This is a genomic window from uncultured Gimesia sp., assembly GCF_963972345.1.
Classification (GTDB): Bacteria; Planctomycetota; Planctomycetia; order Planctomycetales; family Planctomycetaceae; genus Gimesia.
On record NZ_CAXAVM010000025.1, the window covers coordinates 26,296 to 50,970 of the forward strand.

The following is a 24,675-nucleotide window of genomic DNA, read 5'->3' on the forward strand; positions in this document are numbered from 1 at the left end:
CTGCACGCATGGCAAAATTCTTTCTGCTGTCGTTCCAATGAGTCTTGTGAGGCAATTGAATACCGGCTGCCCGGCTGCGGAGGTTGACACGCTCCCCGGAGAGCAATATCATATTTCACTATTGAAACTTATTTCATATATGAAGTCAACAACAATGAGCATTCCCGATACAAAACGTAAATCAGAAGCCACTGCCTCACCCAGCCTGCAGCGGGGAATCGCACTTCTGGAATACCTCGCCCGACATTCGCATGGCTGCACACTCAGCGAACTCAGCGAAGAACTGACCATCCCCCAGGCTTCTTTATTGCGAATTGGAAAAGCTCTGGAAGAACTCGGCTATTTATCACGGGATGTCACTACTAAAAAGTATTATCTGACAAATCGATTTCTGCAGTTGATTCCGCCGACGGTCCAGGACCGCCCACTAATGGAATGTGTCATTGGGCCGATGAGAGAACTGCGAGACACGACCGGTGAAACGACTCAGTTCTGCTGTTTGATTGACAGAGAGATCGTCATCCTGGAACAGATGCTGGCGCGACATGCATTTAAATATTCTGCTGAGATCGGCGCCCGCGCCCCGTGTTACAGCTGCGCGCCGGGCAAGGCGATCGCTGCCTTTCTGCCAGACAATGAACGCGATGACCTGGTCAACCGTCTGCACTTTAAGCGATTTACACAGCACACCATCACGTCAAAGCGCGCATTTCTGAACGAACTGGATCTGATTCGTCAACGGGGTTATGCCATCGATCACGAAGAAGGGCTGGTGGGAATCCGCTGTATCGCAGCACCCATCCTGGACCGAAATGGAATTGGAATCGCCGCGTTTACGATCACAGGACCTGCAGAGCGGATCCCGCAGGATGAATATCATTCGCTGGGGCTGGTCGTTCAGTCCCGGGCGAATGCGGCGACTGCAGCCTATAATCGATAAACATTGATGACTTCGTGGCCCTCCGCGCATCACAATCCATACAGATGCCACGACTGCTTCAATCCCGCATTTCCTGACGATTGCTTCACTCGGATTTCCTGCGCATTCACGGGGCAGTTGATCCCTCCACAGGCATGTTGCAATTTGACATCCTGCTTTCGCAACCTAGCTTTAATTTAACTGAATCCAATTGATGTATATCTACAATGTCATTTCGACTTAAAACAGACATCAATATCTGAATCCAGTACAATCTGCCATGTCTCCGTTTTAAAACTGACTGGTGAAACAAATGCAGAAGCAAAGAACTGCAGTAGTGATCTCCCTTCCGTTATGAAACACAGATATTGCAAACAGAGATTTTTTCGTGATATGCAAGGCACATGCGTTTTTATCAGAACAAATTGTGTTAGAGCTCTGCTCGATATACCAAAGGTCGCAAGATGAACAGCCCCCTCATAGCATCGAATAATCCCACGCCGAGTTCAGCCTCGGTGCACGGGAGCTATAACATGGGCTCGTCCAAGATTCTCAGACAGCTGATCTCGCTATCGGAAAACTTTGAAGAATACACCCTCGGGTCCGACAGCAGCGACCTGATCGATCAGGTAATTTCCCGGAAACACCTTCGTAATCTCCTGTCTGCACTACAGGCCCGGGATGCTTCCACGCTTTGTCACTCAAGACGTGTTGCTTTTCTGGCTAAGGGTATCGCTACAAATCTGGGCTGGGAAGGAATCCACCTGAAACGACTCGAAGTGGCAGCCCTGTTACACGATATTGGAAAAATCGGCGTCCCGGATCACATCATCTTCAAGCCAGGTAAATTGACATCGGAAGAAATCGAGCTGATGTCGCATTACCACAACATCGGGATTGATGTCCTGCAGGCTTGCCGTACCGATCATGAAGTATTAACGATCCTCTCGCAGACCCGCTATCACTTCAGTGGGGCCACCAACGGTTACCAGTTCATCGGCAGCGAAGTCAACCAGGGTGCCCGGATTCTCGCAATTGCCGATGCTTACGATTCGCTGGCGACAGACCAGGTCTATCGCGCGGGGAAAAAACATGAAGAAATCATGTCCATTCTCATGGAAGCGGCGGGAACGCAGTTCGACGGAAATATTGTCTGCGCACTTTCACGCTGGGAACAGAATGAACAACAGGCCTTTCATGATGCCTTACTGGAGGTCAACCGACTGTTTCAGCCGAAAGAATTTACAGAACGGGAAGCGCTGGAAGCGAACCTGATCAGTAATATTTTTTCATACCTGTTTCAGATTGAAAGTCTGTACGATGGTTTTTATATCGTGAATTCGGATCTGGAGTTTGTTGTTTTCAGTCCCGGTCTGGAAAAACTGGCAGACCTGCGTGCCATTAATATGCTGGGAGAATCATGGAGCAGCACCAGCCTGCCTCTCACCAACAGGGAAGGCACAAACCTGACATCAGCCGAATGTTCGATGAACCGGGTCATTGCCAATGGCAAGCCCATGACCACGGAATTCATGCTCGAGCGACCGGGGGGTCGACTGATCAACATTGAAGTCCAGTCAGTGCCGATGTTTGGTGACGATGGTCGCCTGCTGGGCGTGACTGAAATCTTCAGGGACCTGTCGCGAAGCCTCAAACGTCCGAAAGAATACAACGATCTCAAACTGGCAGCCAGCCTGGATGCATTAACGTCGGTTGCCAACCGAGGTGAACTGGAAACTCAACTGGCGATCATGCTTTCCAGAATTCAGAAAGAACAGAATCCGGAACCCTTGAGTCTGATCTTTATTGACGCGGATCATTTCAAAGACATCAACGACAGTTATGGCCACCCGACAGGCGATGAAGTCCTGGTAGAACTGGCGCGTCTGTTCCAGCATGAAACCTACTCGGGTGAACTGGTCGGCCGGTATGGCGGCGAAGAGTTCGTCATTCTCTGCCCTGAGACCGCCCTGGAACATGCCGTTAAAAAAGCAGAACGCCTGCGCCTGGCTGTCTCAAACCTGAAAATGGAGAACCAGCCTAATATCAGAGTTTCAGCCTCATTCGGCGTGGCTCAGTATGAGCCAGGTGATTCTCTGGAAAGCCTGTTTCACCGTGCTGATTCCGCCTTGTATCAGGCGAAAGAAACAGGGCGAAATAAGGTTCGCGCACTGACCTGCGAACAACTCAAGACGGGTGAGATCATTCCGGATGCATTGCCGGAAAAATCAGATTCAGACGGAATGAAATTCGAAAGTACATTCAACGCACTGATCTCCTCAGACTTCATTGTCTATAAACTGGGTGGTTTCGTAAACGACAACCAGGCACGATTGACTGAAGTCAGTACGAACCGGGCGGTGATGCGCCTGGGCAAGGCTGGATTACTTCCGTTCTGGGGTAAAACAGATGATCGTAAACCAGTCGAAATCGAAGTCGTATTCGGATCGTCTACTAAAAAATCATCCAGCAACAGGCGACAGACATCTTCTCAGGTAGAAATCGCAACTCGAATCACTCCGCTGGGATGGATTAAACAACCTGAGGTCTTTCAACAGCGGGCGGGACGTGTTTTTCGTCTGCTGAAAGATTACTTCGCAGCCGAATGATTCGTCCTCTTTCCAACGGCAGAACCTGCCGGTTGATACCGGACATGCTTCGCAGCATCCCTCTCCAGCAGAAGCCGGGCAATCCAGTCAAGATTTTCGGAATACGCGGACTGAGGCAACTCTTGAACTTCCAACGATTTTATCTGTCATACAGCCCCGGATAATCCGCAAGATACGAAAAACCGTGCACAGCGGAATAACAGGAATCCGATAAACCAAGCGTATCGATTAACAATTAATCTGCGCATGGCGGTCTCCCAAGTGGCTTTAAAATCATTGATCAAACAATCATTTCAGACAGTCTTCCGAATTAAATCCCGGAACGTTTTTTTTACGTTTCTGATTTTGATTCTGACCGGCTTAACCGGATGCGCACATACTGACGGTGAAGAGTACGGAATCTGTTCTCCCGCATATAACCGGGTGAAGAAATGCTTTTTGTTTCATAAAGATAAATGTTCTCCCCATCCGTACCACTCATTTGACGGGTACCAGGCGCATCTCGACAAACTGGTAGTCAAACACGCGGCCAAAAAGTGTGCGAAAGAATCCCTCAAAGAGATTTCCTGCAATTGTAAAGACAAACCTTCAAAGGCATTCCGAAAAGGATATCAGGAAGCCTATGTTGATATCGCACTGGGTGAATCCGGACAAGTGCCTCCCGTCCCCCCCGAGGAGTACTGGGCCGCGCATTACCGAACTCCCGAAGGCTATCTGGAAATCCAGGAATGGTTCACCGGTTATAAACTGGGGGCAGAGCATGCACTGGCGGGAGGTCGATATGAATACGATGAAATCGCCACTCCCTATTCTCTCGCCGGTCACAACCAGCCGGCTTATAAACAGTGGGACGCGGGCACTGTCTATCCAACTGAACCAATCCCGCCGGCTCATCCAGAAACTCAATCAGTTCCTCCGGCTTCCATTATTAATCCCCCGCCACGACCGGAACCCCATGAACTGAAATTGCCGAAACCATCTGTCAATCAACCCCGACAGCCACAACAGACTCACCCCCAGCACCATCAACCCTTACCACCACCTCCGGCGCTGCCGGGAGATGCGGCGCCGGCAAAACCGGTTCTACCTCAACCAGAGTTACATAAACAACCACAACCACCGGTCACAGCACCCAGGCTGCCTCCCGTGATTAAAGCACCGGCGGTGCAACCTGAAACTTCTGCTACCCAACAGCCTGATGTACCAGCTTATATCAATGATGATCCACCTCCGAGCCCTTTTACACTGCAGTCGTATCCTTACACCCCTCTGCCTGAAATGCCCACTTCAGCAGCAGATCGAAATGGGCAACAGATTGATCAAATCAATTACTCGAACCGGATGAATTTTTCTACCACTGAGACACTGCCTGACTATCGATCCCGAAGATGAGACGCGATTTTTCAGGGAAACATGAAACTTGTTTCACAGAAATCTGAGTAAGGAAATGACCGACAGTATGTCGTTAGAAATCAAAAACGCAGCAGTTGAATTAAAAGGTTCGACCAGGATGCAACAGTATCGAAAACCAACACACGCAGTTAAGTGGCACATCTTTTGTGTTTTCTGGTTCTCATTATTATTCAATGGTTGCGCTGCGATTCATCCTCTGAAAGGTGTTCCCGCTCAATACCTGCCGACTGAGTACAAAGGGGAAACTCGATCAGGAAAAGAAACCATCGATCTCTCCCTGCTGCGGCAACCTGCTCCCAAACAATATCTGTTAGATTCAGGCGATGTACTGGGGGTTTATATTGAAGGCGTGCTTGGCCAGTTTAAAGATGTTCCCCCCGTTCACTTCCCGCAGACACAGGAGGTTGCCCCCTCTCTGGGTTACCCGATTCCGATTCGTGAAGATGGTACGATTTCCCTGCCACTGATCGGTACCGTCTTTGCCCGCGGCTTGACACTGACTCAACTGGAAGAAACGATTCGTCGCAAATATACCACTGAAAAAAGCATCCTGCGGGAAGGCCGCGACCGCATCCTCATCAGTCTGCAAAAACCCCGGTCCTACCGAGTCCTTGTAATCCGCCAGGAAAACTCCAACGATATCGTGGGTACGACCATCGGGAATCTGAACGTCGGAAGATCAAAGCGGGGTACAGGGCGGGTAATCAATCTGCCGGCTTATAATAATGACGTGCTGCATGCACTCGCGGAAACGGGAGGACTGCCGGGACTGGACGCAGAAAACTCCATCTATATTATTCGCGGAGGGGCGCATGGGATGAATCAGCCAGTCTGTCCCCCACCCATCCAGACCGGCACTCATACATCTGACAACTCGGATTCAGACCAGAAGATTCAGCAGGTATCCGATTCCTACACGCCGATCCCCCACTATTCGCCAACCCCCGAAGACCCGGATTTTGAAGTCGGACAGCCTCTGTATTCCAGTGAAGGGAGTTTTTACCCGGGTGATTACATGGCACCGACCATCATGAACGACTCCACCATGCAACGCTCGGGAATCATCAAAATTCCCATTCGCCTGAGTCCGGGAGAACAGGTCCATCTCACACGCGATGATATTATTCTGCATGATGGCGATGTGGTATTTATTGAATCACGAGATACGGAAATATTTTATACCGGCGGTCTGCTGGGTGGCGGGCAATACACTTTGCCCCGCGATTACGACCTGGACATTCTGGGTGCCATTTCCATTGCACAGGCATCCGGAAACAGCGGAAACAGCAAGTCGGCAGGGGGCCCCTCTGCTTTGAATCAGGATGTCACCATCAGTGCGAGTAATGCCATCATCCTGAGACAGTTGCCCAATGGAACACAGCTGCCGATCAAAGTGGATCTCTACGAAGCCGTGCGTACTCCCAGCCAGCGTATCTTAATTCAGCCCGGCGACTACGTGATCCTGCAATATACCAAATCAGAAGCGATTGGGGCATTCATTGAAAGACACCTGTTGGAAGGTGCCCTGTTCGGGCTGGCAGCATCCAATCTTCAGGGAGGTGGTGGAAACCGATAGTGCTTTGGCAAGCTGGAAATTGAGGGTTGGGCATCACTCCAACAATGTGCCCGGACCCGTTCGACTATTTCCTGATAACGAACCCCTTGTCTGCATCAGGAACTGCCAGAACCGCTTCTCCCGTGTATCGCTTATCGTTTTTCGTATTGCGACCGATCAACAACATATTCTCGTTGACCTGATCGATTCCTAAAGCGCAGTCCTGATCATATTTCGCTGTAAAATTGAAATTCATATCTGCCTTGAGAAGTTTGGAACCATAGCAACCAAACCACCACTGGTTTTCCGCATAGGCTGCCGTCTGGATTCCCATCAAGGTATAGCCGCTTTTCAATACATGCTTCTTGATGAATTTAAAACTGGAATCATATTCATAGAGATAATTTTCGTCGACGCCTTCAGGTAAGCCTCCCACCACGATATATTTCCCGGCGTGACAGGCAATTCCTCCTGCTCCAAAAGTAACTTCGGGAGTCTGATGTTTGGCGATCAGCAACAGCTTTTCTGCATCATAGACATACACCCAGGAATCCGCTTTTCCCTTGGGATTATTGAAATCTCCGAAATTCACGGCCACGAAAACTTTGCCTTCATGGTAACAGAGATCACCATGGTGATTTCCCACGGGTATTTTTACCAGGACTTTCCCTGCAGAATTGGTTTTGACCAGTTCGGTGGTGAAGCTCCAGAAAATATTTCCCAAGCCATCAACACAGAGTCCCTGCAGATGATGGGGATAAGTCCCCTCACACTGAGTCTGGGAATAGAGTGGTTTTTCCACAGGCGGCTTCGCGGGATCTTCAGCATGAACCGAGAAGATCATGCCCGGAGTCAGCAGCAACCCCATGATGATATGCTGAATTTGTGATTTCATAACAATTTGCTCCTCGTCAATCACGGCTTCTCTCTGCAGGTCGAAAATCGTTGTCCCGCGTCGTTGGTCTCATTCTCCGAGATTATTAATCTGAAGAAATCAGGTCCGGACCGTCACCGGCTCTTTTTTCATAAGTCCCCTTTGATGATTTTACATATTTGGTAAAACCAAGTTCTCCCAGGCGCTTATCATCATTCAAGGTCCGTTTTGCTTCAGCATCCGACCATTTACCTGAAAAATAGGCAGCCGTAATGACCTTACGGACAGGCTCACCTGTTTCAGGATGAGTTGTCAGGATCGGATCACTCATTCTCTGTATCACTTCAAACCGTTCTCCGGCGGAACCATCCGGAAGCACGACTTCATATACGTAAGTAGGCATAAACTACTTTTACCTCACCGTTGAACTGAGATTTACCAGCACAGCACCTAATCAAGATTGCGAACCCTGATTTCAGATACCATCTGGCATGAGTATAACAGAATTCCAGGGGAGCACTCTCAGGATATCGAACCAATACCCAGATTTCAGCCTCTCAGCTGATTTCACCCCGGGTCACCTGCAGAGACAGAGTTTCGGTTAAAACTGCCATTATTGAATACCGATTGCAAACCTGAGTCGAGAGACTCCTTAAAACGCCTGATTTCAGCCGGCTTTGACAAAAACATTCCATTTTTGATTGTGGCGACCCCTGCTCTCGCCCACGACCATCTAAACAAACGAATCCTCATTCCTGAATAATGGGATTATATCTGAAGCATCAGCTGTGGAAAAGGTCCTGACATTTGCAGCTTAAGCTTGCGAATTAGTGACTGGTATATCTGGACCCGGCCAGCTAGAATCTGTTAGCATCACCAATTACGACACCCGGATCAACTCACATACGTATACACAACGTGGATAGTTTTTTTACAGGAGAACAGTCAGTGCAAGTTGAGATTACTTGTCGGCATGGTAGCGTTTCAGATAGCCTGCGAGATTATATTACAACAAAGTCTGAGAAGTTGCTGACGTATTTTGAGCGTGTCACTGCAATCCAGATCACGATCGACCAGGGTGAAAACCAGAACCGGGTCGAAATTCTTGTTGATGCAGAACATAAACATAATTTTGTTGCTCACGCTGAAGGAGACGAAGTGAAACCAAACTTCCAGTCTGCCTTGAGCAAAATGGAACAACAGATCAAAAAATATAAACAGAAAATTCAGGATCATCGCCGCGATCTTCCCATGAACGAAATTGCGGAGAATGGGCTGGCAGAAGCGGAAGCCGAAGAGGAAGCCGAATCTGAATCAGATTAATTTCCAGAGCTCAGCATGTTTTTTACTGAGTGTTTGGAAGAACTCGCTTACAATATTTAATAGTGTGACCCGCGATGTGAACATTGAGTTTCAATCAACACTGCGTGTCATGATTCACACATTAGTTTTGCGTAACGACCGCAAACACTGATTTTTTGCAGATGTAGTTAGTTAGAAGGAAAGAATACATGAAGTTAACAGACTTCGTGGTTTCGGACGCGATCATTCCGGAATTGAATGTCACTACCAAAGAAGAAGCGATCCGCACAATGGTTGCTGGCCTGAAGAATGCCGGCAGCATTTCAGCAGATGACGAAGAAGGTATCGTCTCAGCCATTCTCAAGCGCGAAGAGCTGGGATCAACGGGAATTGGAAATGGTGTCGCCGTTCCCCATACCAAGCATTCCTCGGTAGAAAATTTGACAGCAGCAGTTGCCTTGTCCTCCGAAGGCGTTGATTTCGCCAGCCTGGATGGAGAAGACGTCTACATTCTGTTTCTGCTGATTTCACCTCTGGATCGTCCGGGCGATCATTTACGGGGATTGGAAAACATTTCCCGCCACCTGAGAAATCAAAACTTCTGTAAGTTTTTACGCCAGTCCAAAAGTGTGGACGACATTGTAGAATTGCTGAATGAGGCTGACAGTAATCAACTGGATTAAGGTCAGTGTGGTGTTGTCAGGGAAAACCCTGTTCGAAAAGGCTGACTATTCCTGTCTGAGTTAACCTGTTTCTGAGATTCAGAACACATGCTTCGCTGTGGCTCCTGGTTGGTCGAACTAAGTGGAAAGGGGTAATTACGAAATCTCACTGAAAGCAGCGGTCATTTTCTCTTCGAGAGTAATTTGTTTTCAGGTTGCATGAGTAGTTATCAGTTAGTGCTATGCAAGAATCTGTTTGCCGTCAGATTGTGACTGTCAAAATGAAACAGGGACTCCATCTTCGCCCTATTTCAGAAATAGTACGGATCGCCCGTGATTATACTTGCGATTTTAAGATTTCGAACGGAGACCAGACAGGAAACGCCAAGGAGGTTTATGACCTGCTTGAGCTGAAAGCCCTTCCCGAAACTCAGCTTGTCCTGGAAGCAAATGGTGATGACGCCAGCAAAATGATGGAAGAAATGGTTCAATTTTTTGAGTCAGGATACAAGAAATTCGAAGAACTGACTGATCTGCCAGAATAACCCCCGTACACTTCGACTGCGTGGTACTCCGCCAGTTGCCTGTCTGTTGAAAGCGCCATATTAGGCTCTGATTGAATGCTTGTTAAACGTGGAATCGCTGTTTCTCCGGGAGTCAATTTCGGCCCCGCACTCATTCTGGGTGCGGAGGACTTTCGCATCCCACGTCAGTTCGTCAGCGTCAACGCCATCGACACGGAAATCGCCCGCCTGCAATCAGCGCTGGATGCCGTCTGTGAAGAAATCGCAGAAAATGAAAGACTGGCCTCCGATAAATTAGGCGAACAATACGGGGCCATTTTTGCTGCTCATTTACAGATGGTCAGTTCCCCCCGCCTGCGGGAGGAGATTGAAACCCTCATCCGCGAAAAGTGCTATTCGCCAGAGCATGCTTCCAGTCGGGTATTTCGACGGTACACCAAGCTGGTTCAGCACCTGGGCGATAACTACCTGGCAGAACGGGCCAGCGATATCATCGATCTCGAGAAACGCCTGCTCAAACAACTGCTGGGAGAGAAACGCGAAGAACTTTCCAACCTCACCACCCCCATTATCGTCCTCGCCAACAATCTCACTCCCAGTGAAACAGCAGGACTGGCCAAGGAATTTGTTCTCGGCTTTGCGACAGAAGTCGGTGGTCGAACAAGCCATACTTCCATCCTGGCAGGTGCACTGGAAATACCGGCGGTCGTTGGTCTGGGTGAGTTTCTATCTGACATTTCCGGCGGAGATATGGTCATTGTTGATGGCAACAATGGCGAAGTCATTATCGACCCCGACGAGGAAACCCTCGCGAAATACAAGGATACCGGCGAACGACAGCGATCGATGGCCGCCCGGCTGGCTTCACGCCGAAAAATTCGCTCGGAAACCAAAGATGGCACCCGAATTCATGTGATGGGAAATATCGAGTTTCCCAATGAAGTCGAACACTGCACAGAACGGGGTGCTGACGGAATTGGACTCTACCGCACCGAATTTCTCTACCTTCAGTCAAATACCGAACCGACGGAAGAAGTCCACTACGATGCTTACTGCCGAGTCGTTCAGGCCGCCAAAAATCGGCCCATTGTCATCAGAACACTCGATTTGGGAGCCGATAAGATCCCCAGGGGATATCGACATCTGGCGAAAGAAGGCATGAATCCCGCACTGGGGTTGAGAAGTGTACGACTGAGCCTGCGGGATTTACCCCTGTTTAAAACACAGCTCAGGGCTATTTTCCGGGCTGCCGTGCATGGGGATGTCAGAATCATGTTTCCCCTGATTTCCACCTTGCTGGAATGGCGGCAAGCCAAAATGATCGTGGGAGACGTACTGGAAGACCTGGAAGAGCGGGGAGTGGAATTTAACTCCAATATCCCGATCGGGATGATGGTCGAAGTACCTGCCGCCGCCCTGCTGGCAGAAGAGTTTGCGGAAGAAGTTGACTTTTTTTCCATTGGGACAAATGACTTAATTCAGTATACTCTAGCAGTTGACCGCTCTGACCCCGCGGTCTCACCACTCTACAATTCATCAGATCCTTCGATTTTAAGGCTGATTAAAATGATTGTAGAGGCAGCAAACAAAAAAAATATTCCGGTGACAGTCTGTGGCCAGATGAGTTCTGACCTGAAGTCGATCCCCCTGCTTGCAGGTTTGGGAATCAGGTCGATCAGCGCCACTCCACTGGCGATACCGGAAGTAAAAGAAGTAATCAGACACCTGACAATCGCCCGGGCAGAGGAAATTGCGGCACACGCCATGACCATCGATGTCGCCCGGGACGTAGAAAGTTATTTAAGAGGAGAACTGTACAAAATCTGCCCTGACCTGTTTGATGAAGAAATGCCACTGTGACTGCCAACTGTCAGTCACAGCCGGTTCTCTGAAAAAGCCAGCTTGTCAGTAAGCAACAGATTCCTGATGGATGCCTGCCTGAACGCCGGCATCTCTCACCCCATTTATACGTTTACAACTTGCCGTTGTCTGAAACTGTTATTCAAAAACTCAGCCAGCGGCCATCCAGCTCACCTCGGTGGTGAGTGGATTGCGTACAACAAATTCCATCAAGACGAAATGTATTACCACATCGTTTCCTGACCCTGAATCCGAAAAATGTATGAGTAGAACACGCTACCACAACGGATAGTCTCAGCACTCAGTCTGATATCTTAAATCAGACTGAAGAGATTACCTGCGTCCCGTTTCTGCTTTCAATGACAGCATGAGCAAACCATCAGACTACCCCCGGGAAATCATTCAAAAGACGGCCATTGCCGCCTTAAAGGGTTATGCTGCAGCTTTCGCAACACGGTTTCAGAGCCGGCAAAGTTCCCGCCAGATCGCAGTTCTGGTCTCACCATCACATCAGTTATCAATATCCGACTGGCATGACCTGCAATACTGCAGCCTGCCTGATTCGAATCTGCAAACTGCTGTCAGAGACCAGACAGATGATATTCTGCTCCGGACCTTTTATGGCTTCACAAGGGAAATGATTCGGCTCAGCAGCCGCATCACGAAGCCTCTCTTTGATTGTGTTCCACGGGATTTATTCCGTCACTGCGCAATTCATGCATTGAGGTCTGCCTTCGCTGGATTCTTCCAGCAACTCGACAGGCAACTGGCCGATTCTACTATCGCACTGATTCATTCAATGCGTAGCAGGTCCGCCTCCCCCGTGGCTGATGAGGAATACAGTTTTCGTCGTGAAACACGACAAAGGGTATTCCATGAAAAAGGAAATGCTGATTAATGTCCTCCAACCGGAGGAAAGTCGAATTGCTATCGTTGAAGACGGCATTCTCGAAGAACTTTATGTAGAACGAAACAGCCTCGAAAACCTGGTAGGAAATATCTACAAGGGAAGAGTTGTTAATATCGAACCCAGCATTCAGGCTGCGTTTGTGGACTTCGGCGTAGGCCGCAACGGCTTCCTGCATGTCAGCGATATTGAGCATCAATACTACAAACATCTGACTGAACAAGGTGACGGCAAATCAGGTCGCGGTCGCAATCCAAAAGGCCGCCGCGTTAACGAACGCAGTGTTGCCAACAAACCTCCTATTCAGGAAATCCTGAAACGAGGCAGCGAAGTCCTGGTGCAGGTCATCAAGGAAGGCCTGGGCAACAAAGGCCCGACCCTTTCAACCTACATCAGTATCCCGGGACGCTACCTGGTCATTATGCCCGGACTGCAACGGGTTGGTATCAGCCGCAAAATCGCTGACGAAGATGTACGCAAAGAACTGAGAACCATTCTGACTGAACTGGCTCCCCCACCGGGTCTTGGATTTATCGTACGTACAGCCGGAATTGACAGAACCGCTGATGACCTCAAGCGGGACTTAAACTATCTGCTGCGACTCTGGGGAACCATTGTTGGTCGGATTAAAAAACTACCCGCTCCCGTCGAGATTTATTCCGAGAGCGATATGATGATCCGCACAATTCGAGACATCTATAACAGTGAAATCGATACGCTCTACATTGATGAACCGACGGCTTATCAGAGAGCCCGAGACTTCATGAAGGTCGTGCTTCCCAAGCACGTCAATCGGGTCAAACACTACACGGGCAACGACCCCATCTTCTATAACAGTAAACTGGACGATGAAATCTGCAGCATCCAGAATCGACATGTTCCCATGAAGGGGGGCGGTTCGATTGTCATCGACCAGACGGAAGCTTTAGTCGCCATCGACGTGAACAGTGGAAACTATCGAGCAGATGACAATGCGGAAAAAACCGCGTTCAAAGTAAATATGAAGGCGGCAGAAGAGATTAGTCGCCAGATCAGATTGCGCGACCTCGGCGGTGTGATCGTGATCGACTTCATCGATATGCGGGAAGAGAAACATCGTCGTTCCGTGGAACGCAGGTTAAGAGAACTCGTCAAACGGGATCGCGCCCGCACCAAAGTTTTACGCATCAGCCCCTTTGGCCTGATCGAGATGACACGTCAGCGTATTCGGCCTTCCCTGCGAAGAAGCATGTACGAAGACTGTCCTTCCTGCCGGGGAACCGGCCAGGTAAAAACTGCGGAAAGTATGGCGATTGAAGTCATGCGAACCCTGATGACCACTGTGAATAAGAAAAATATTTCACGGCTGGTACTGAATGTACACGAAAACGTCGCCAACTATCTCAATAACAAGCGACGAAAAGACATTACCCAGCTGGAAGAAACCGCCCAGACTTCAATCATTATAAACGCTCGTACAGATGTAGAGCCGGAGCATTTAATGGCGCGATGTTATGACGATATTGGAAATGAAGTAAATTTCTAGGGGTTTCTGACTCGAAATTTCAAAAGTGACACTTTACAATGCCCTGCTCGCTATTCGTGTGAATGGAAGAGTTTCTGCGCCAGGCAGGTACATTCCAGCGAATCGCCGCAGTAGAGCATGCGTGCTTAACCAGATACTATCAATGGCATTGCGCGATTGATTCTGAATACAAACCGGATTGAATTTGATTTCTCAATCCGTCTTCAGCAAATTATTGATCAAAGTGTAAGAAGAAAAGAAGGTTTGAGGATGTTTGTAGTAATCGAAGATGGCAGCCGTCAGTATACGATTCAGGAAGGCGACACCCTGACAATCGACTACCGAGCTACAGCAAAAGCAGGCGATCCCATTACTTTTGAAAGCGTTCTGTTGGCCAACGGCGGTGGATCCAGTTCTATTGGAACTCCCACCATTGAAGGCGCCTCTGTGGAAGCAGAAGTGGTTTTAGCAGAACTGAAGGGTGAAAAGCTCGAAATTCAAAAGTTCCGACGCCGAAAGAATTCTCGCCGACATACCGGTCACCGCCAGAAATATACTACCGTCCAGATCAAAACGATCACCGTACCTGGACTGGAAATTGTTGAATCGGAAGCTGCTGAAGAAACAGAGACCGCAACTGCAGAAGGTTAACCCTTATGCGAGTGGACTGAGACTGTTTTTCAGAAAGCAACTGAGTTCGACATCACACTGATCATATTAAACAGCTCCCTGAATTTATTTTCAGGGAGCTGTTTTCATTTCCAACCCCTTCCCGATAAAACCTGCGAAAAATCGGGGTTGACCAAAAAGCTTTATTGAGCATAACTTTACGAGGTTCAGGGGAGGAAACAGCCCCCTGCTCTGCCTGCGGAGACCCGCTGTTGCCCTGACCCCGTCTTCATGAATTGTGCCGAGCAGGATCCTCGACGCGAATTGATTCAAGTACTGGAAGAGGATACTTTGATGCACCTGTTTTTTTCTGTCGGCGAGCCCAGTGGCGATCAGCATACAGCACACCTGATTGAAGAAATTCGCAAACGGAATCCGGAGGCTACTTTTTCAGCATTTGGAGGTCCCGAAATGCAGGCAGCTGGCTGTCACGTGGAAGTCAGACTGACTGATTATGCGGTCATGGGTATTTTCAATGTCATACCGCTGATTTTTAAGTTCATTCAACTGATCCGGCAGGCAGGCGCCTACCTGGAGTCTCACCGTCCCGACGCTGTCATTCTGGTCGATTTTCCCGGTTTCAACTGGTGGATTGCCAGGAAAGCAAAAGCACTGGGCATTCCGGTATTTTATTATCTCCCCCCCCAACTCTGGGCATGGGCACCGTGGCGCATTCGCCGTGTTCGTAAAAACGTAGATTATGTCCTCTCCGGACTGAAGTTTGAAAAAGCCTGGTATGAAAACAGGGGAGTCAAAGTAGACTACATCGGACACCCGTTCTTTGATGAAGTTGCGTCAAAAAAGCTGGACAGCAGCACCTTGAGCGAACTTGCGCAATCAGAAAAAAAGGTCGGAGTTCTACCTGGCTCGCGCACCGGCGAAGTCACGCGGAACTTTCCTTTCATGCTGCAGATTATAAGCCAGCTCGCTGATCAGTTTCCGCAAGTGACATTTCCTGTCGCCTGCTACCGGGAAGCACACCTTGATCTCTGCAGCCAGTTTATTGAGGAAGCAAAACTCAGTCACCTGCCCATTCGGCTCTATCTCAAAAAGACCTCCGAGATTATCGAATCTGCTGATTGCTGCCTGATGGTATCAGGCTCGGTCAGCCTCGAGTTACTGGCGAGAAAGACTCCTGCCGTTGTCATCTATCGCAGCCATTGGGGCATGTACTTCATGGCGCACCTGCTTATCACCTGTAAGTATATGTCTCTGCCGAACTTGATCGCGGACAGAGAACTCATGCCTGAATTCCCTTCCGTGGGATCGGCGGTCAAGGATTTGGCGAAAATCAACACCATCCTCAGCGACTGGCTCAGAACTCCGCTCTCCCTCGAAAGAGCCCGACACAAACTCTCTTCACTTTATGATGAGACTGTCATCCCCGGAGCATCAGCACAGGCTGCGATCGCGATCTTGAATAAGATCGAACCGGCGTCACAGCAGAAATCAGCAGCATAGTACACATACCGACAGTGTCCAATTGCGATTTCGTGTAATATCAGGCACAAAACAACGACTTTCCTCTTAGAATTTGGGGAACCTTTAATTGTTTGTTTTGTGTGAATGGTCCTCCAGAATTCAGCTCGTTAGAATCGTCGGATACGTTGAAACAGGCAGGCCACCGGTATCATTGTGATTGTGGCCAGCTGATTATTTTCAATTCAAAACACGCATCTTGGATCATCGGGACTACGTAAGCTAATGGGTAAAAAAACGATCCGTATCGGAATTGTGGGGGCAGGAGCCAATACAAAAACCCGCCATATTCCAGGATTTCAAGCGATTGAGGATGTCGAAATTGTGGGGGTTGTCAACTCGACTCCCGCTTCGACCGAGAAAGTGGCTCGCAAATATGCGATCCCTCAAACTTACTCACATTGGAAAGAACTGGTGTCAGATCCGGAAATTGACGCCGTGATGATCGGGACCTGGCCGGACCTGCACTGCGAAATCACCTGCATGGCCCTGGAAGCCGGCAAGCATGTTCTGACAGAAGCCAGAATGGCACGAAATCTGGCCGAAGCAAAGCAGATGCTCAAGGTATCCCAGGCAAGACCTGATCTGATCGCCCAGATTGTCCCCAGCCCGTTCGGCCTCAAATACAATCCGGAAGTCATTAAGTTGATCACTCAGAAATATCTGGGAGATTTGCGGGAAGTGGTTGTGCTGGGAGCCGACGATTCATTCTGGGACTACAGCAAAAAATTGCATTGGCGTCAGGACAAAGAAATCAGCGGGAACAACGTCCTCACGATGGGGATTCTGCACGAAACTCTCAGTCGCTGGGTTCCCCCTGCAGAGCAAGTCTTCGCACAATGCTCGATATTTGAACCGCAACGGCCTTCAACCAAAGGGCCGGGGAATGCTGATGTGACGATCCCCGACAGTCTGCAGATCGTATCCAGACTGCAGGGCGGAGCCAATGTCATGTATCACCTCAGTGGTTCGATCCTGTTTGGGCCGGGACTGCAGATTCACCTGTATGGCAGCCATGGCACGATTAAGGTTCACTTCACGCCGGAAGAGAAAATTTTTGTCGGTCACATGGGAGAACCGGAATTAAAAGCGATTCAGGTTCCCGAGGCAGACCAGGGTGGTTGGCGTGTCGAAGCAGAATTTATCGGAGCGATTCGCGGCGAAGAAATCGTACATCATACCGATTTTGCATCTGGTGTAAAATATATGGAATTCACAGAAGCAGTCGCATTAAGCTGCGAAAAAAATCAACCCGTGTCACTCCCGCTGTAAGACCTGCTGACGATGAAACCAGGTAGATCGGCATGGAGCTTTCTGGGACTCCGAAAATGATTAGTTTACAGATCGAAGAATCGCACGAAACATGACGAAACCATATGAGAGCGAATTAAAAACAGCCCTCGCAGCCGTCAAACAGGCTTCTCTGATTTGCCGTTCTGTTCAATCAGCGATCACAGATGAAGTTCTGGAAAAGAAAGATAAAAGCCCGGTTACAATCGCTGACTTCAGCAGCCAGGCTGTCATCTGTCGAGAATTACTCCAGGCATTTCCTGCAGATCCGGTGATCGGAGAAGAAGATGCCGCTGAACTGAAAGAATCTGAAAACCGGGAATTTCTGGAAAAGATCGTTTCTGAACTGAACGCAGCAGGTGTTCCTGACACCACGCCAGCACATGTCTGTTCCTGGATCGACCATGGGGGAGCAAAAACATATAGCGATCGTTTCTGGACCCTGGATCCGATTGATGGCACGAAAGGTTTTCTGCGCAAAGAACAATATGCCGTTTCGCTCGCTCTGATTGTTGAGGGAAAAATTGTCCTGGGAGTATTAGGTTGCCCTAACCTCCCCTGTCCGGCAGAGGGAACCGTCACGGGAACGATTTACTACGCAGTCGCAGGCCAAGGCTCATTCGCTATGCCGCTGGAACAGAACAACTCTCAGGCTTCGGTTCCCATCCACGTTACGAAGACACCAGACTTCTCCGAATCTCGTTTTTGTGAGTCCGTCGAATCGGGCCATAGCTCGCATGGTCATTCACAGCAGATTGCAGAACAACTGGGCATCGAAAAAGATCCCAGACGACTCGACAGTCAGGCAAAGTACGCCATCGTGGGACAGGGAGAAGCAGACATCTACATGCGGCTGCCAACAAGAGCCGGCTATCGTGAAAAAATCTGGGATCATGCCGCTGGCGTATTACTGGTCGAGGAAGCAGGTGGTACCGTGTCGGACATCCATGGAAAACCACTCGAATTTAATCAAGGTTATGAACTGTCCAATAATCAGGGCGTGATCGTTACCAATGGTCTGTTACACCCGAAACTGATCCAGACTCTGAACGAACTGGGAATCAGTCAATAGTCACACTTAGTTTGATTCATCTTTTGATTATGAATTATTGACCCACATGGACTGGCATATTGTAGTTACGTTTCTGGTTCTGGGTGGAGTGATCTGCTCACTGACGTTTCTGCGTGCCGGTGCCGACACCATCCTGATGGGGGGGCTCACCATTCTGGTCGTCACGGGGGTGATCCAGGCAGAAGAAGCCATCGCCGGTTTTGCAAATGAAGGCTTGATTGCGGTGGCATTTTTATTTGTTGTCAGCGAAGGCATCCGACAGACAGGAGGATTTGCCTTCACGGGGCAACAACTGCTGGGTCGTCCCAAATCCCTGACCGATGCGCAGGCGCGCGTGATGCTGCCTTCCGCAGTACTGAGCGCCTTTCTCAATAATACTCCTGTCGTCGCCATGATGATGCCCATTATTTCAGACTGGGCCAAGAAAATGCGGATTTCCGTATCACACCTGATGCTGCCGTTAAGCTACGCGGCAATTTTAGGAGGGCTGTGCACACTGGTCGGAACCAGTACCACACTCGTGGTCGATGGATTGCTGCAGCGTCAGGCTCACCGTCCCGGTTTATCCATGTTTGAAATTGCCTGGGTGGGTATTCCTGTGATGATCGTGGGCCTGCTCTACCTGCTGGTGTTTGCCCGCTGGCTCCTGCCTGAACGCAAACCAGCCATCACGCCCATGGATGACCCGCGGGAATACACCGTGGAAATGATTGTCGAACCCGGTTGTCCCCTGATTGGCAAAACGATCGAACAGGCGGGGCTGCGACATCTGCCGGGAATGTATCTGATGGAAATCGACCGCAAGGATGATGTCATTGCCGCTGTTTCCTCCAACGAACGACTGGCCGCCAATGACCAGCTGGTGTTCGTGGGAATCGTGGAATCAGTCATCGATCTCCAGAAAATCCCGGGTCTCAAACCGGCAACCGACCAGCTGTTTAAACTCTCAGGCCCCCGGTCCGAGCGTTGCCTGATTGAAGCCGTGGTTTCCGACAGCTTTCGATTTATCAACATGTCGATTCGCACCGCTAAATTTCGCTCTAATTACAATGCTGCTGTCATTGCCGTGGCCCGGAATGGTCAACGAATCAATAAAAAAATCGGCGACATTGAACTCCAGCGCGGTGATACTCTGTTGATAGAGGCACATCCTTCCTTTATCGATCAGCAGAGAAATTCCCGTGAATTCTTTCTCGTCAGCCAGGTAGAAGACTCCACTCCTCCGCGTCATGAACGTGCCTGGATTGCCCGCACGATCTTACTGGCGATGATTCTGATGGTTGCGATCTTTAACATCAAGATGATTGTCGCTGCCATGGTTGCCGCCGGGCTGATGACTGCCACCCGCTGTTGCAGCGCCACCGAAGCCAAGCGATCGATTGACTGGGGAGTACTGATCACAATCGCGGCTGGACTGGGCATCGGGCGGGCAATCGAGAACTCGGGAGCTGCCGTTTTAATTGCCTCCAGTTTTACGGGTATGGCCAATAACAGCCCGCTGATTGTCCTGGCGATCCTTTCACTGATCACACTGGTTCTCACCAATCTGATCACGGCAAAAGCGACTGCCACCCTGATTTTCCCGATTGCAGTTGCTGCTGCTGCGACTTTGAATGTAGATGTAATGCCCTTCGTGATTACGATCATCATCTCCGCAGCGGCCTGCTTTGCAACTCCGATCGGTTATCAGACCAACCTGATGGTTTTTGGTCCCGGCGGGTATAAATACGCCGACTACCTTCGCATTGGAGGCCCCTTAACTTTGATCGTCTGGCTGATGACTGTGATCATTGTACCTCTTGCCTGGCCCTTTAATCCGTGATACTGTAAATGCGGGTCTGGTTCACATCGGAAATGAAACCGCTCCGTGAACTGAATTCCTCTGGTTAAGGTTTTTCCATAGCCAATATACAATAAACAGCCTGTCAGTCTGGAACCGCTTTCCAGACATGAGCTCGTTCCCCTTACATTGCAGGGTTTAAAGATGAATTGCCTCCGCATTGCTCCTGTTATTTTCATACTGATTTTCTGGACCTCCCTGTTCTCTAATCCCGGCAGACTACACGCTCAATCCCCCGGCGCTGAAGATCAGGCCCAGCTTGAGAAACAGCTCAAAGAACTACAGAAACAGATCAGCGAACTGAAAACACAACCGGAAATCAAACAGGAACTCCTGGCGGATGTCGAAGTGTACGCCAAGGCGGCAGAATGGATTCTCCGACATCAGGAGTTTTATAAACCTCAATATGTCAAAGATACGTTCCAGGTTTTGAAAACAGGCCAGCAAAGAGCAGAACAACTCAAAGCAGGAAAGCCGGAATGGACTGAGCAGACTGGAACTGTCATCTTTGGTTACTATTCCAAAATCGATGGTTCCGTACAGCCGTATGCCTTAACGTTTCCCGCGGATTATCACGAAAAAACCAGTCATCGCTGGCCACTCCATGTGGAACTTCATGGCCGTGGCGGCAAACGCAATGAGGTCTTTTTCATTGCCCATCCCAATGGAAAAGGTCCCCGTAAAGATCATGACTGGCTGCACCTGGATCCCTTCGGGAGAACTGATAATGGCTGGCGTTGGAGTGGCGAAGTTGACGTCCACGAAGCCATTGCAGACGTCAAGCGTCGATACCTGATCGACAAACAGCGTATCACGCTGCGTGGCTTTTCCATGGGCGGAGCGGGAACCTGGCACCTGGGCCTGCATTATCCTTCACTGTGGTGCGGCGTTGGCCCTGGTGCAGGCTTTGTCGACTTTTATCAATACCAGAACCACAAAGACAAGCTCCCCCATTACCAGGATAAGACACTGCATATTTACGATTCGATTGATTATGCCCTCAATGCCGCAAATGTACCTGTTGTGACTTATGGCGGCGGAAAAGATAAACAACTGGTTTCCAGCACCAGAATGGTTGAGAAAGCAAAATCAGAAGAAATTGACATCCACCTGTATATCAGCCCCGATGCGGGCCACCAGTCTCGCATGCCCGCTTATCAGGATTTCCTGGCCAAACTCTTAGAACACTCAAAAGCAGGGCGACCTGCCTGGCCTGGTAAAAAACAGATTCGATTTATCACCTACACACCCAAGTTTAATGAATGTGAATGGGTAAGAATCGAAGAGCTTGATGAAATGTACGAGCCAACCCTGGTCGAAGGCGGCGTGGATGAAGAATCCGGCAACCTGATTCTGACGACGGAAAATGTGGCTGCGCTTTCCATCGCTCGAAACATTGCCCCCCGGGTGGATCTGGATGGAAATCTGCTGCCACTCGAATCAGCCGCCAATGGACTGCTGCCACAGGTCTATTTCATAAAAGGCAATAATGGCTGGGACGTTTTGAAGTATGAAGATTCGAAGTCGTTCATCGAAAACCCCAACTTGAGAAAACGCCAGAATCTGCAAGGCCCGATTGATGATGCTTTTACCCTGCCCTTCGTTTGCGTCAAAGGAACTGGCACACCGCTGACCCCGCAACAGAATGAGTGGTCAACTTCTGTCTTGTCTCTCTTTGAGAAAGAGTTTGACAAATGGCTGAGAGCTGAAGTGCCTGTGATCAAAGACACTGAAGTCTCCGATCAAGTGATCCAGGATAAAAATCTGATCCTGTTCGGCGACCCGGGATCAAATGCAATGATCACAAAAGTACTTCAAGACCTGCCAGTCGAATGGACCGCAGATCAAATAACGGTCAATGGCAAAAAATATGACACACAAAATCATGGCATTGCCTTGATCTATCCCAACCCGTTAAACCCTTCCCGGTATGTCGTAATCAACTCAGGCCATACAATGCATGAGAGAGATTTTCTGGCTTCAAACTCCTGGCTCTTCCCCAAACTGGGTGATATTGCCGTCATTCAATTTCAAAAACAGAAAGACGGAACATTTAAGAATCAAACCGTCTGGGCGGAATTATTTGACAGCAACTGGGAGTTACCCTGAACCCGAGGCTTCTGATTGTAGTTCTGCCATCAATCTGAACCTGTTTTTGAACCGCAGACAAAATTGAGCGTCTGATTTGCCAGCTGCTTTGCGCAGAATTCCTGAATATCTTTCTTTCCGGCAAGGATAGATACGTTCCTGACCACCAGCACCAGATTTATATAACCAACTGCTGCAATAGCACTTACAAATAGTGTTTCAACTATTTCCCTTGTCATTTCAAGAGCTAATTGAGCCCGGCAGAACCATTCTCCCGGTTCAATGCCATTGGAACTTGAATCGATCTTGCTTCATTTCATGATTTTTCATAAAACGCGTGTCCTGTCATTTCAGATACTCGTTACGGAATCAGTATCAGTCTGATTCTCCAACCCCCTTCACCTGATTCAATGTTTGGCACAAGTATAGTGCTCCTCCATTAATTGAGCCCTTTACCCCAATGATCCGGGCAACGAAATGAAGTATTTCCGGCTCAGCATGGTTCTCCCTGCTGTTTTCATCTTATTCTCACTCAATGGCTGCAGTTCAGCACCAGGCAAACAGACAATGGCCTGGAGAGCTCCCACTGCGCCCTGGAAGTGGGGAAAATCTACTGCAGCAAAACCCAAAAACAAGCAGCCAGAAGAAACAGAGGAAGCAGTCGCGACCGCTGAGAAATCTGAAGAAACCGAGTCAGACACAAAAAAAATGGCAGCCGAGGCCGAGCTCCCTGTCAAAGTCACAACACATAACGCAGAATTACTCGCCTACATTCATGATGAATTGAAAGATGCAACTCCTCAGGAACGTAAACAATATCTGAGCAGTTTCAAAGGCGTCGATCCTGAGATGATTAAAAACATTCTCCGTACACGGCGAATGGTAAACAGTATGCAGCAGGAGCAGCTTGCGAAAAGTGACACTGCTTCCATTTCACAGGTTTCTCTCCCCGGACTGGGACATAGTGAACCAGGTGTTTCTGAATCGCCTGTGATCCAGGCCAATGCTCAGCAACTGCCGGTCCCAGGCCAGATTTCACCTGACGAAAACCAGCCGGTGATGCCATCCAATCCGGTTCAATTCGGTAAACTGGAAGGCATCGGTCCTCATCCTGAAAACGGGATGCCAGCCATTGCCCCCACTCAACCCCAGGCTTATTCCACTTCGCAGACAATCAGCCAGGGACTCAACCATATTCCTGTGGTTGGTACATTAAAGAATCGTTTGTCTACAGCGTTTCAGCAAGGAACGTCCGCTTTACAGAGTGGAATCTCGCGCACCAGTACGGCGATCAATGGCCCGCAAGAAAATATTCCACAAACATTACCCTCAACAAATTTGCCCATGCAGCCGGCAATACCACAAACAGCCGAACTGACTACGCCGACTGGTTATACTGACACAAATCCCTCAAGCCTGTCACCCACTGATCAGTTACAGCAGTTGATCTCAGTTGCCGAAGCAGAAATATCTCAGCTACAACCAGGTTCTACTCCGGCAGAAAAACAGCATTATATTGAACGCCATGTATATCTTCGCATGTTGTACCTGATGGCCAACCAGCACGAACGCGCACTGGAGGCAATCCCGGGAATTGATCCTGCCGATCAGGAGTTCTGGCAACAGACGTTCTGGGCAGTCGCAAACTATTTTGACCAGGAAGCCATTCCTAACCAGGCTGACAGGGCAACTCAGACCGTGACACAACTGAGGCAGGCTACAGCGAGACTGCAGGAAAAAGCCAATCTCTCGCTGAAAAATGTTGCCTTCTGCCACAAAATTAACAGCTTCGGAAGTTATGAACGCTTTGAACGGGATGAGTACACACCAGGACGACCGGTGCTTGTGTATTCGGAAATTGAAAACTTCACCAGCGAACTGACTGCCGATGGCATGTACCGTACACTGCTCAAATCGAAAATTCAAATCTTTAAAGCAGGGAGTAACGGCGACCTGGTGGCAGAGATCCCCTTCGACACAACTGAAGATCTCTGCCGTAATGTCCGAAAAGATTATTTTCACAGCTATAAGTTTGAAATCCCGAGAAATATTTCTCTGGGACCACAGTCAGTTTCATGATATGTGGTCCCAGAGAAATATTTCTCGGG

General features: G+C 49.2%; 18 protein-coding genes. 16 read left to right on the forward strand and 2 right to left on the reverse strand.

Annotated features, from left to right (window positions below; genetic code table 11):
• The first annotated feature begins 154 nt into the window (after positions 1–154).
• From AACZ40_RS06475 to AACZ40_RS06490, 4 genes are all read left to right on the forward strand, one after another.
• Positions 155–940 carry an IclR family transcriptional regulator gene (locus AACZ40_RS06475; RefSeq protein ID WP_291170271.1) on the forward strand — a complete coding sequence of 262 codons (786 nt, stop codon included), beginning with the start codon at positions 155–157 and terminating at the stop codon, positions 938–940.
• Between the two features lie 512 nt (positions 941–1,452).
• Positions 1,453–3,528: a diguanylate cyclase gene (locus AACZ40_RS06480; RefSeq protein WP_291170270.1), complete on the forward strand. Its 2,076-nt coding sequence runs from the start codon at positions 1,453–1,455 to the stop codon at positions 3,526–3,528.
• Positions 3,529–3,966: 438 nt separating this feature from the next.
• A complete protein-coding gene (locus tag AACZ40_RS06485) occupies positions 3,967–4,920 on the forward strand; it encodes a hypothetical protein (RefSeq protein WP_291170268.1) in 954 nt (317 codons plus the stop codon).
• Between the two features lie 67 nt (positions 4,921–4,987).
• Entirely contained in the window at positions 4,988–6,517 is a 1,530-nt protein-coding gene (locus tag AACZ40_RS06490) for a polysaccharide biosynthesis/export family protein (RefSeq protein WP_339673669.1), read from the forward strand.
• A gap of 64 nt (positions 6,518–6,581) precedes the next feature.
• Here the strand turns inward: AACZ40_RS06490 and AACZ40_RS06495 are convergent, their stop codons facing one another.
• On the reverse strand, positions 6,582–7,391 hold the full coding sequence (locus AACZ40_RS06495) for a hypothetical protein (protein ID WP_291170264.1): 810 nt from the start codon (positions 7,389–7,391) through the stop codon (positions 6,582–6,584).
• Between the two features lie 85 nt (positions 7,392–7,476).
• Positions 7,477–7,773 (reverse strand): FmdB family transcriptional regulator, encoded by a 297-nt coding sequence (locus tag AACZ40_RS06500; protein ID WP_291170263.1) that lies wholly within the window; start codon positions 7,771–7,773, stop codon positions 7,477–7,479.
• Between the two features lie 545 nt (positions 7,774–8,318).
• Between AACZ40_RS06500 and raiA the strand changes: the two genes are divergently transcribed.
• From raiA to AACZ40_RS06560, 12 genes are all read left to right on the forward strand, one after another.
• On the forward strand, positions 8,319–8,693 hold the full coding sequence (raiA, locus tag AACZ40_RS06505) for a ribosome-associated translation inhibitor RaiA (protein ID WP_291170261.1): 375 nt from the start codon (positions 8,319–8,321) through the stop codon (positions 8,691–8,693).
• Positions 8,694–8,881: 188 nt separating this feature from the next.
• Positions 8,882–9,355: a PTS sugar transporter subunit IIA gene (locus AACZ40_RS06510; protein WP_291170259.1), complete on the forward strand. Its 474-nt coding sequence runs from the start codon at positions 8,882–8,884 to the stop codon at positions 9,353–9,355.
• A 221-nt stretch (positions 9,356–9,576) separates the two neighbouring features.
• On the forward strand, positions 9,577–9,879 hold the full coding sequence (locus AACZ40_RS06515; RefSeq protein WP_291170257.1) for an HPr family phosphocarrier protein: 303 nt from the start codon (positions 9,577–9,579) through the stop codon (positions 9,877–9,879).
• Between the two features lie 75 nt (positions 9,880–9,954).
• Entirely contained in the window at positions 9,955–11,718 is a 1,764-nt protein-coding gene (ptsP, locus tag AACZ40_RS06520; protein ID WP_291170255.1) for a phosphoenolpyruvate--protein phosphotransferase, read from the forward strand.
• 875 nt (positions 11,719–12,593) lie between these two features.
• Positions 12,594–14,150 (forward strand): Rne/Rng family ribonuclease, encoded by a 1,557-nt coding sequence (locus AACZ40_RS06525; protein WP_291170254.1) that lies wholly within the window; start codon positions 12,594–12,596, stop codon positions 14,148–14,150.
• 249 nt (positions 14,151–14,399) lie between these two features.
• Complete coding sequence (rplU, locus tag AACZ40_RS06530; RefSeq protein WP_291170253.1) at positions 14,400–14,780, forward strand: 50S ribosomal protein L21; 381 nt, start codon at positions 14,400–14,402, stop codon at positions 14,778–14,780.
• Positions 14,781–15,092: 312 nt separating this feature from the next.
• Positions 15,093–16,259 (forward strand): lipid-A-disaccharide synthase, encoded by a 1,167-nt coding sequence (gene lpxB, locus AACZ40_RS06535; protein ID WP_291170252.1) that lies wholly within the window; start codon positions 15,093–15,095, stop codon positions 16,257–16,259.
• A 243-nt stretch (positions 16,260–16,502) separates the two neighbouring features.
• On the forward strand, positions 16,503–17,549 hold the full coding sequence (locus AACZ40_RS06540; RefSeq protein WP_291170251.1) for a Gfo/Idh/MocA family oxidoreductase: 1,047 nt from the start codon (positions 16,503–16,505) through the stop codon (positions 17,547–17,549).
• Between the two features lie 91 nt (positions 17,550–17,640).
• On the forward strand, positions 17,641–18,639 hold the full coding sequence (locus tag AACZ40_RS06545) for a 3'(2'),5'-bisphosphate nucleotidase (protein WP_291170249.1): 999 nt from the start codon (positions 17,641–17,643) through the stop codon (positions 18,637–18,639).
• A gap of 46 nt (positions 18,640–18,685) precedes the next feature.
• Positions 18,686–20,461 (forward strand): SLC13 family permease, encoded by a 1,776-nt coding sequence (locus AACZ40_RS06550; protein ID WP_291170247.1) that lies wholly within the window; start codon positions 18,686–18,688, stop codon positions 20,459–20,461.
• Positions 20,462–20,623: 162 nt separating this feature from the next.
• On the forward strand, positions 20,624–22,588 hold the full coding sequence (locus AACZ40_RS06555; RefSeq protein ID WP_291170244.1) for a prolyl oligopeptidase family serine peptidase: 1,965 nt from the start codon (positions 20,624–20,626) through the stop codon (positions 22,586–22,588).
• Positions 22,589–23,134: 546 nt separating this feature from the next.
• The gene (locus AACZ40_RS06560) at positions 23,135–24,646 is read left to right on the forward strand and encodes a hypothetical protein (RefSeq protein ID WP_339673675.1); all 1,512 of its coding nucleotides are present in this window, start codon (positions 23,135–23,137) and stop codon (positions 24,644–24,646) included.
• Positions 24,647–24,675 lie beyond the last annotated feature (29 nt).

Bases quoted from the DNA above. Each gene is read 5' to 3' on its own strand.
- lpxB (WP_291170252.1), top strand. From the start codon at position 15,093: ATGCACCTGTTTTTTTCTGTCGGCGAGCCCAGTGGCGATCAGCATACA.
- AACZ40_RS06490 (WP_339673669.1), top strand. From the start codon at position 4,988: ATGTCGTTAGAAATCAAAAACGCAGCAGTTGAATTAAAAGGTTCGACC.
- AACZ40_RS06550 (WP_291170247.1), top strand. From the start codon at position 18,686: ATGGACTGGCATATTGTAGTTACGTTTCTGGTTCTGGGTGGAGTGATC.
- AACZ40_RS06515 (WP_291170257.1), top strand. From the start codon at position 9,577: ATGCAAGAATCTGTTTGCCGTCAGATTGTGACTGTCAAAATGAAACAG.
- AACZ40_RS06510 (WP_291170259.1), top strand. From the start codon at position 8,882: ATGAAGTTAACAGACTTCGTGGTTTCGGACGCGATCATTCCGGAATTG.
- AACZ40_RS06560 (WP_339673675.1), top strand. From the start codon at position 23,135: ATGGCCTGGAGAGCTCCCACTGCGCCCTGGAAGTGGGGAAAATCTACT.
- AACZ40_RS06495 (WP_291170264.1), bottom strand. From the start codon at position 7,391: ATGAAATCACAAATTCAGCATATCATCATGGGGTTGCTGCTGACTCCG.
- AACZ40_RS06540 (WP_291170251.1), top strand. From the start codon at position 16,503: ATGGGTAAAAAAACGATCCGTATCGGAATTGTGGGGGCAGGAGCCAAT.
- AACZ40_RS06555 (WP_291170244.1), top strand. From the start codon at position 20,624: ATGAATTGCCTCCGCATTGCTCCTGTTATTTTCATACTGATTTTCTGG.
- AACZ40_RS06475 (WP_291170271.1), top strand. From the start codon at position 155: ATGAGCATTCCCGATACAAAACGTAAATCAGAAGCCACTGCCTCACCC.
- AACZ40_RS06500 (WP_291170263.1), bottom strand. From the start codon at position 7,773: ATGCCTACTTACGTATATGAAGTCGTGCTTCCGGATGGTTCCGCCGGA.
- rplU (WP_291170253.1), top strand. From the start codon at position 14,400: ATGTTTGTAGTAATCGAAGATGGCAGCCGTCAGTATACGATTCAGGAA.
- AACZ40_RS06525 (WP_291170254.1), top strand. From the start codon at position 12,594: ATGAAAAAGGAAATGCTGATTAATGTCCTCCAACCGGAGGAAAGTCGA.
- ptsP (WP_291170255.1), top strand. From the start codon at position 9,955: ATGCTTGTTAAACGTGGAATCGCTGTTTCTCCGGGAGTCAATTTCGGC.
- AACZ40_RS06545 (WP_291170249.1), top strand. From the start codon at position 17,641: ATGACGAAACCATATGAGAGCGAATTAAAAACAGCCCTCGCAGCCGTC.
- AACZ40_RS06480 (WP_291170270.1), top strand. From the start codon at position 1,453: ATGGGCTCGTCCAAGATTCTCAGACAGCTGATCTCGCTATCGGAAAAC.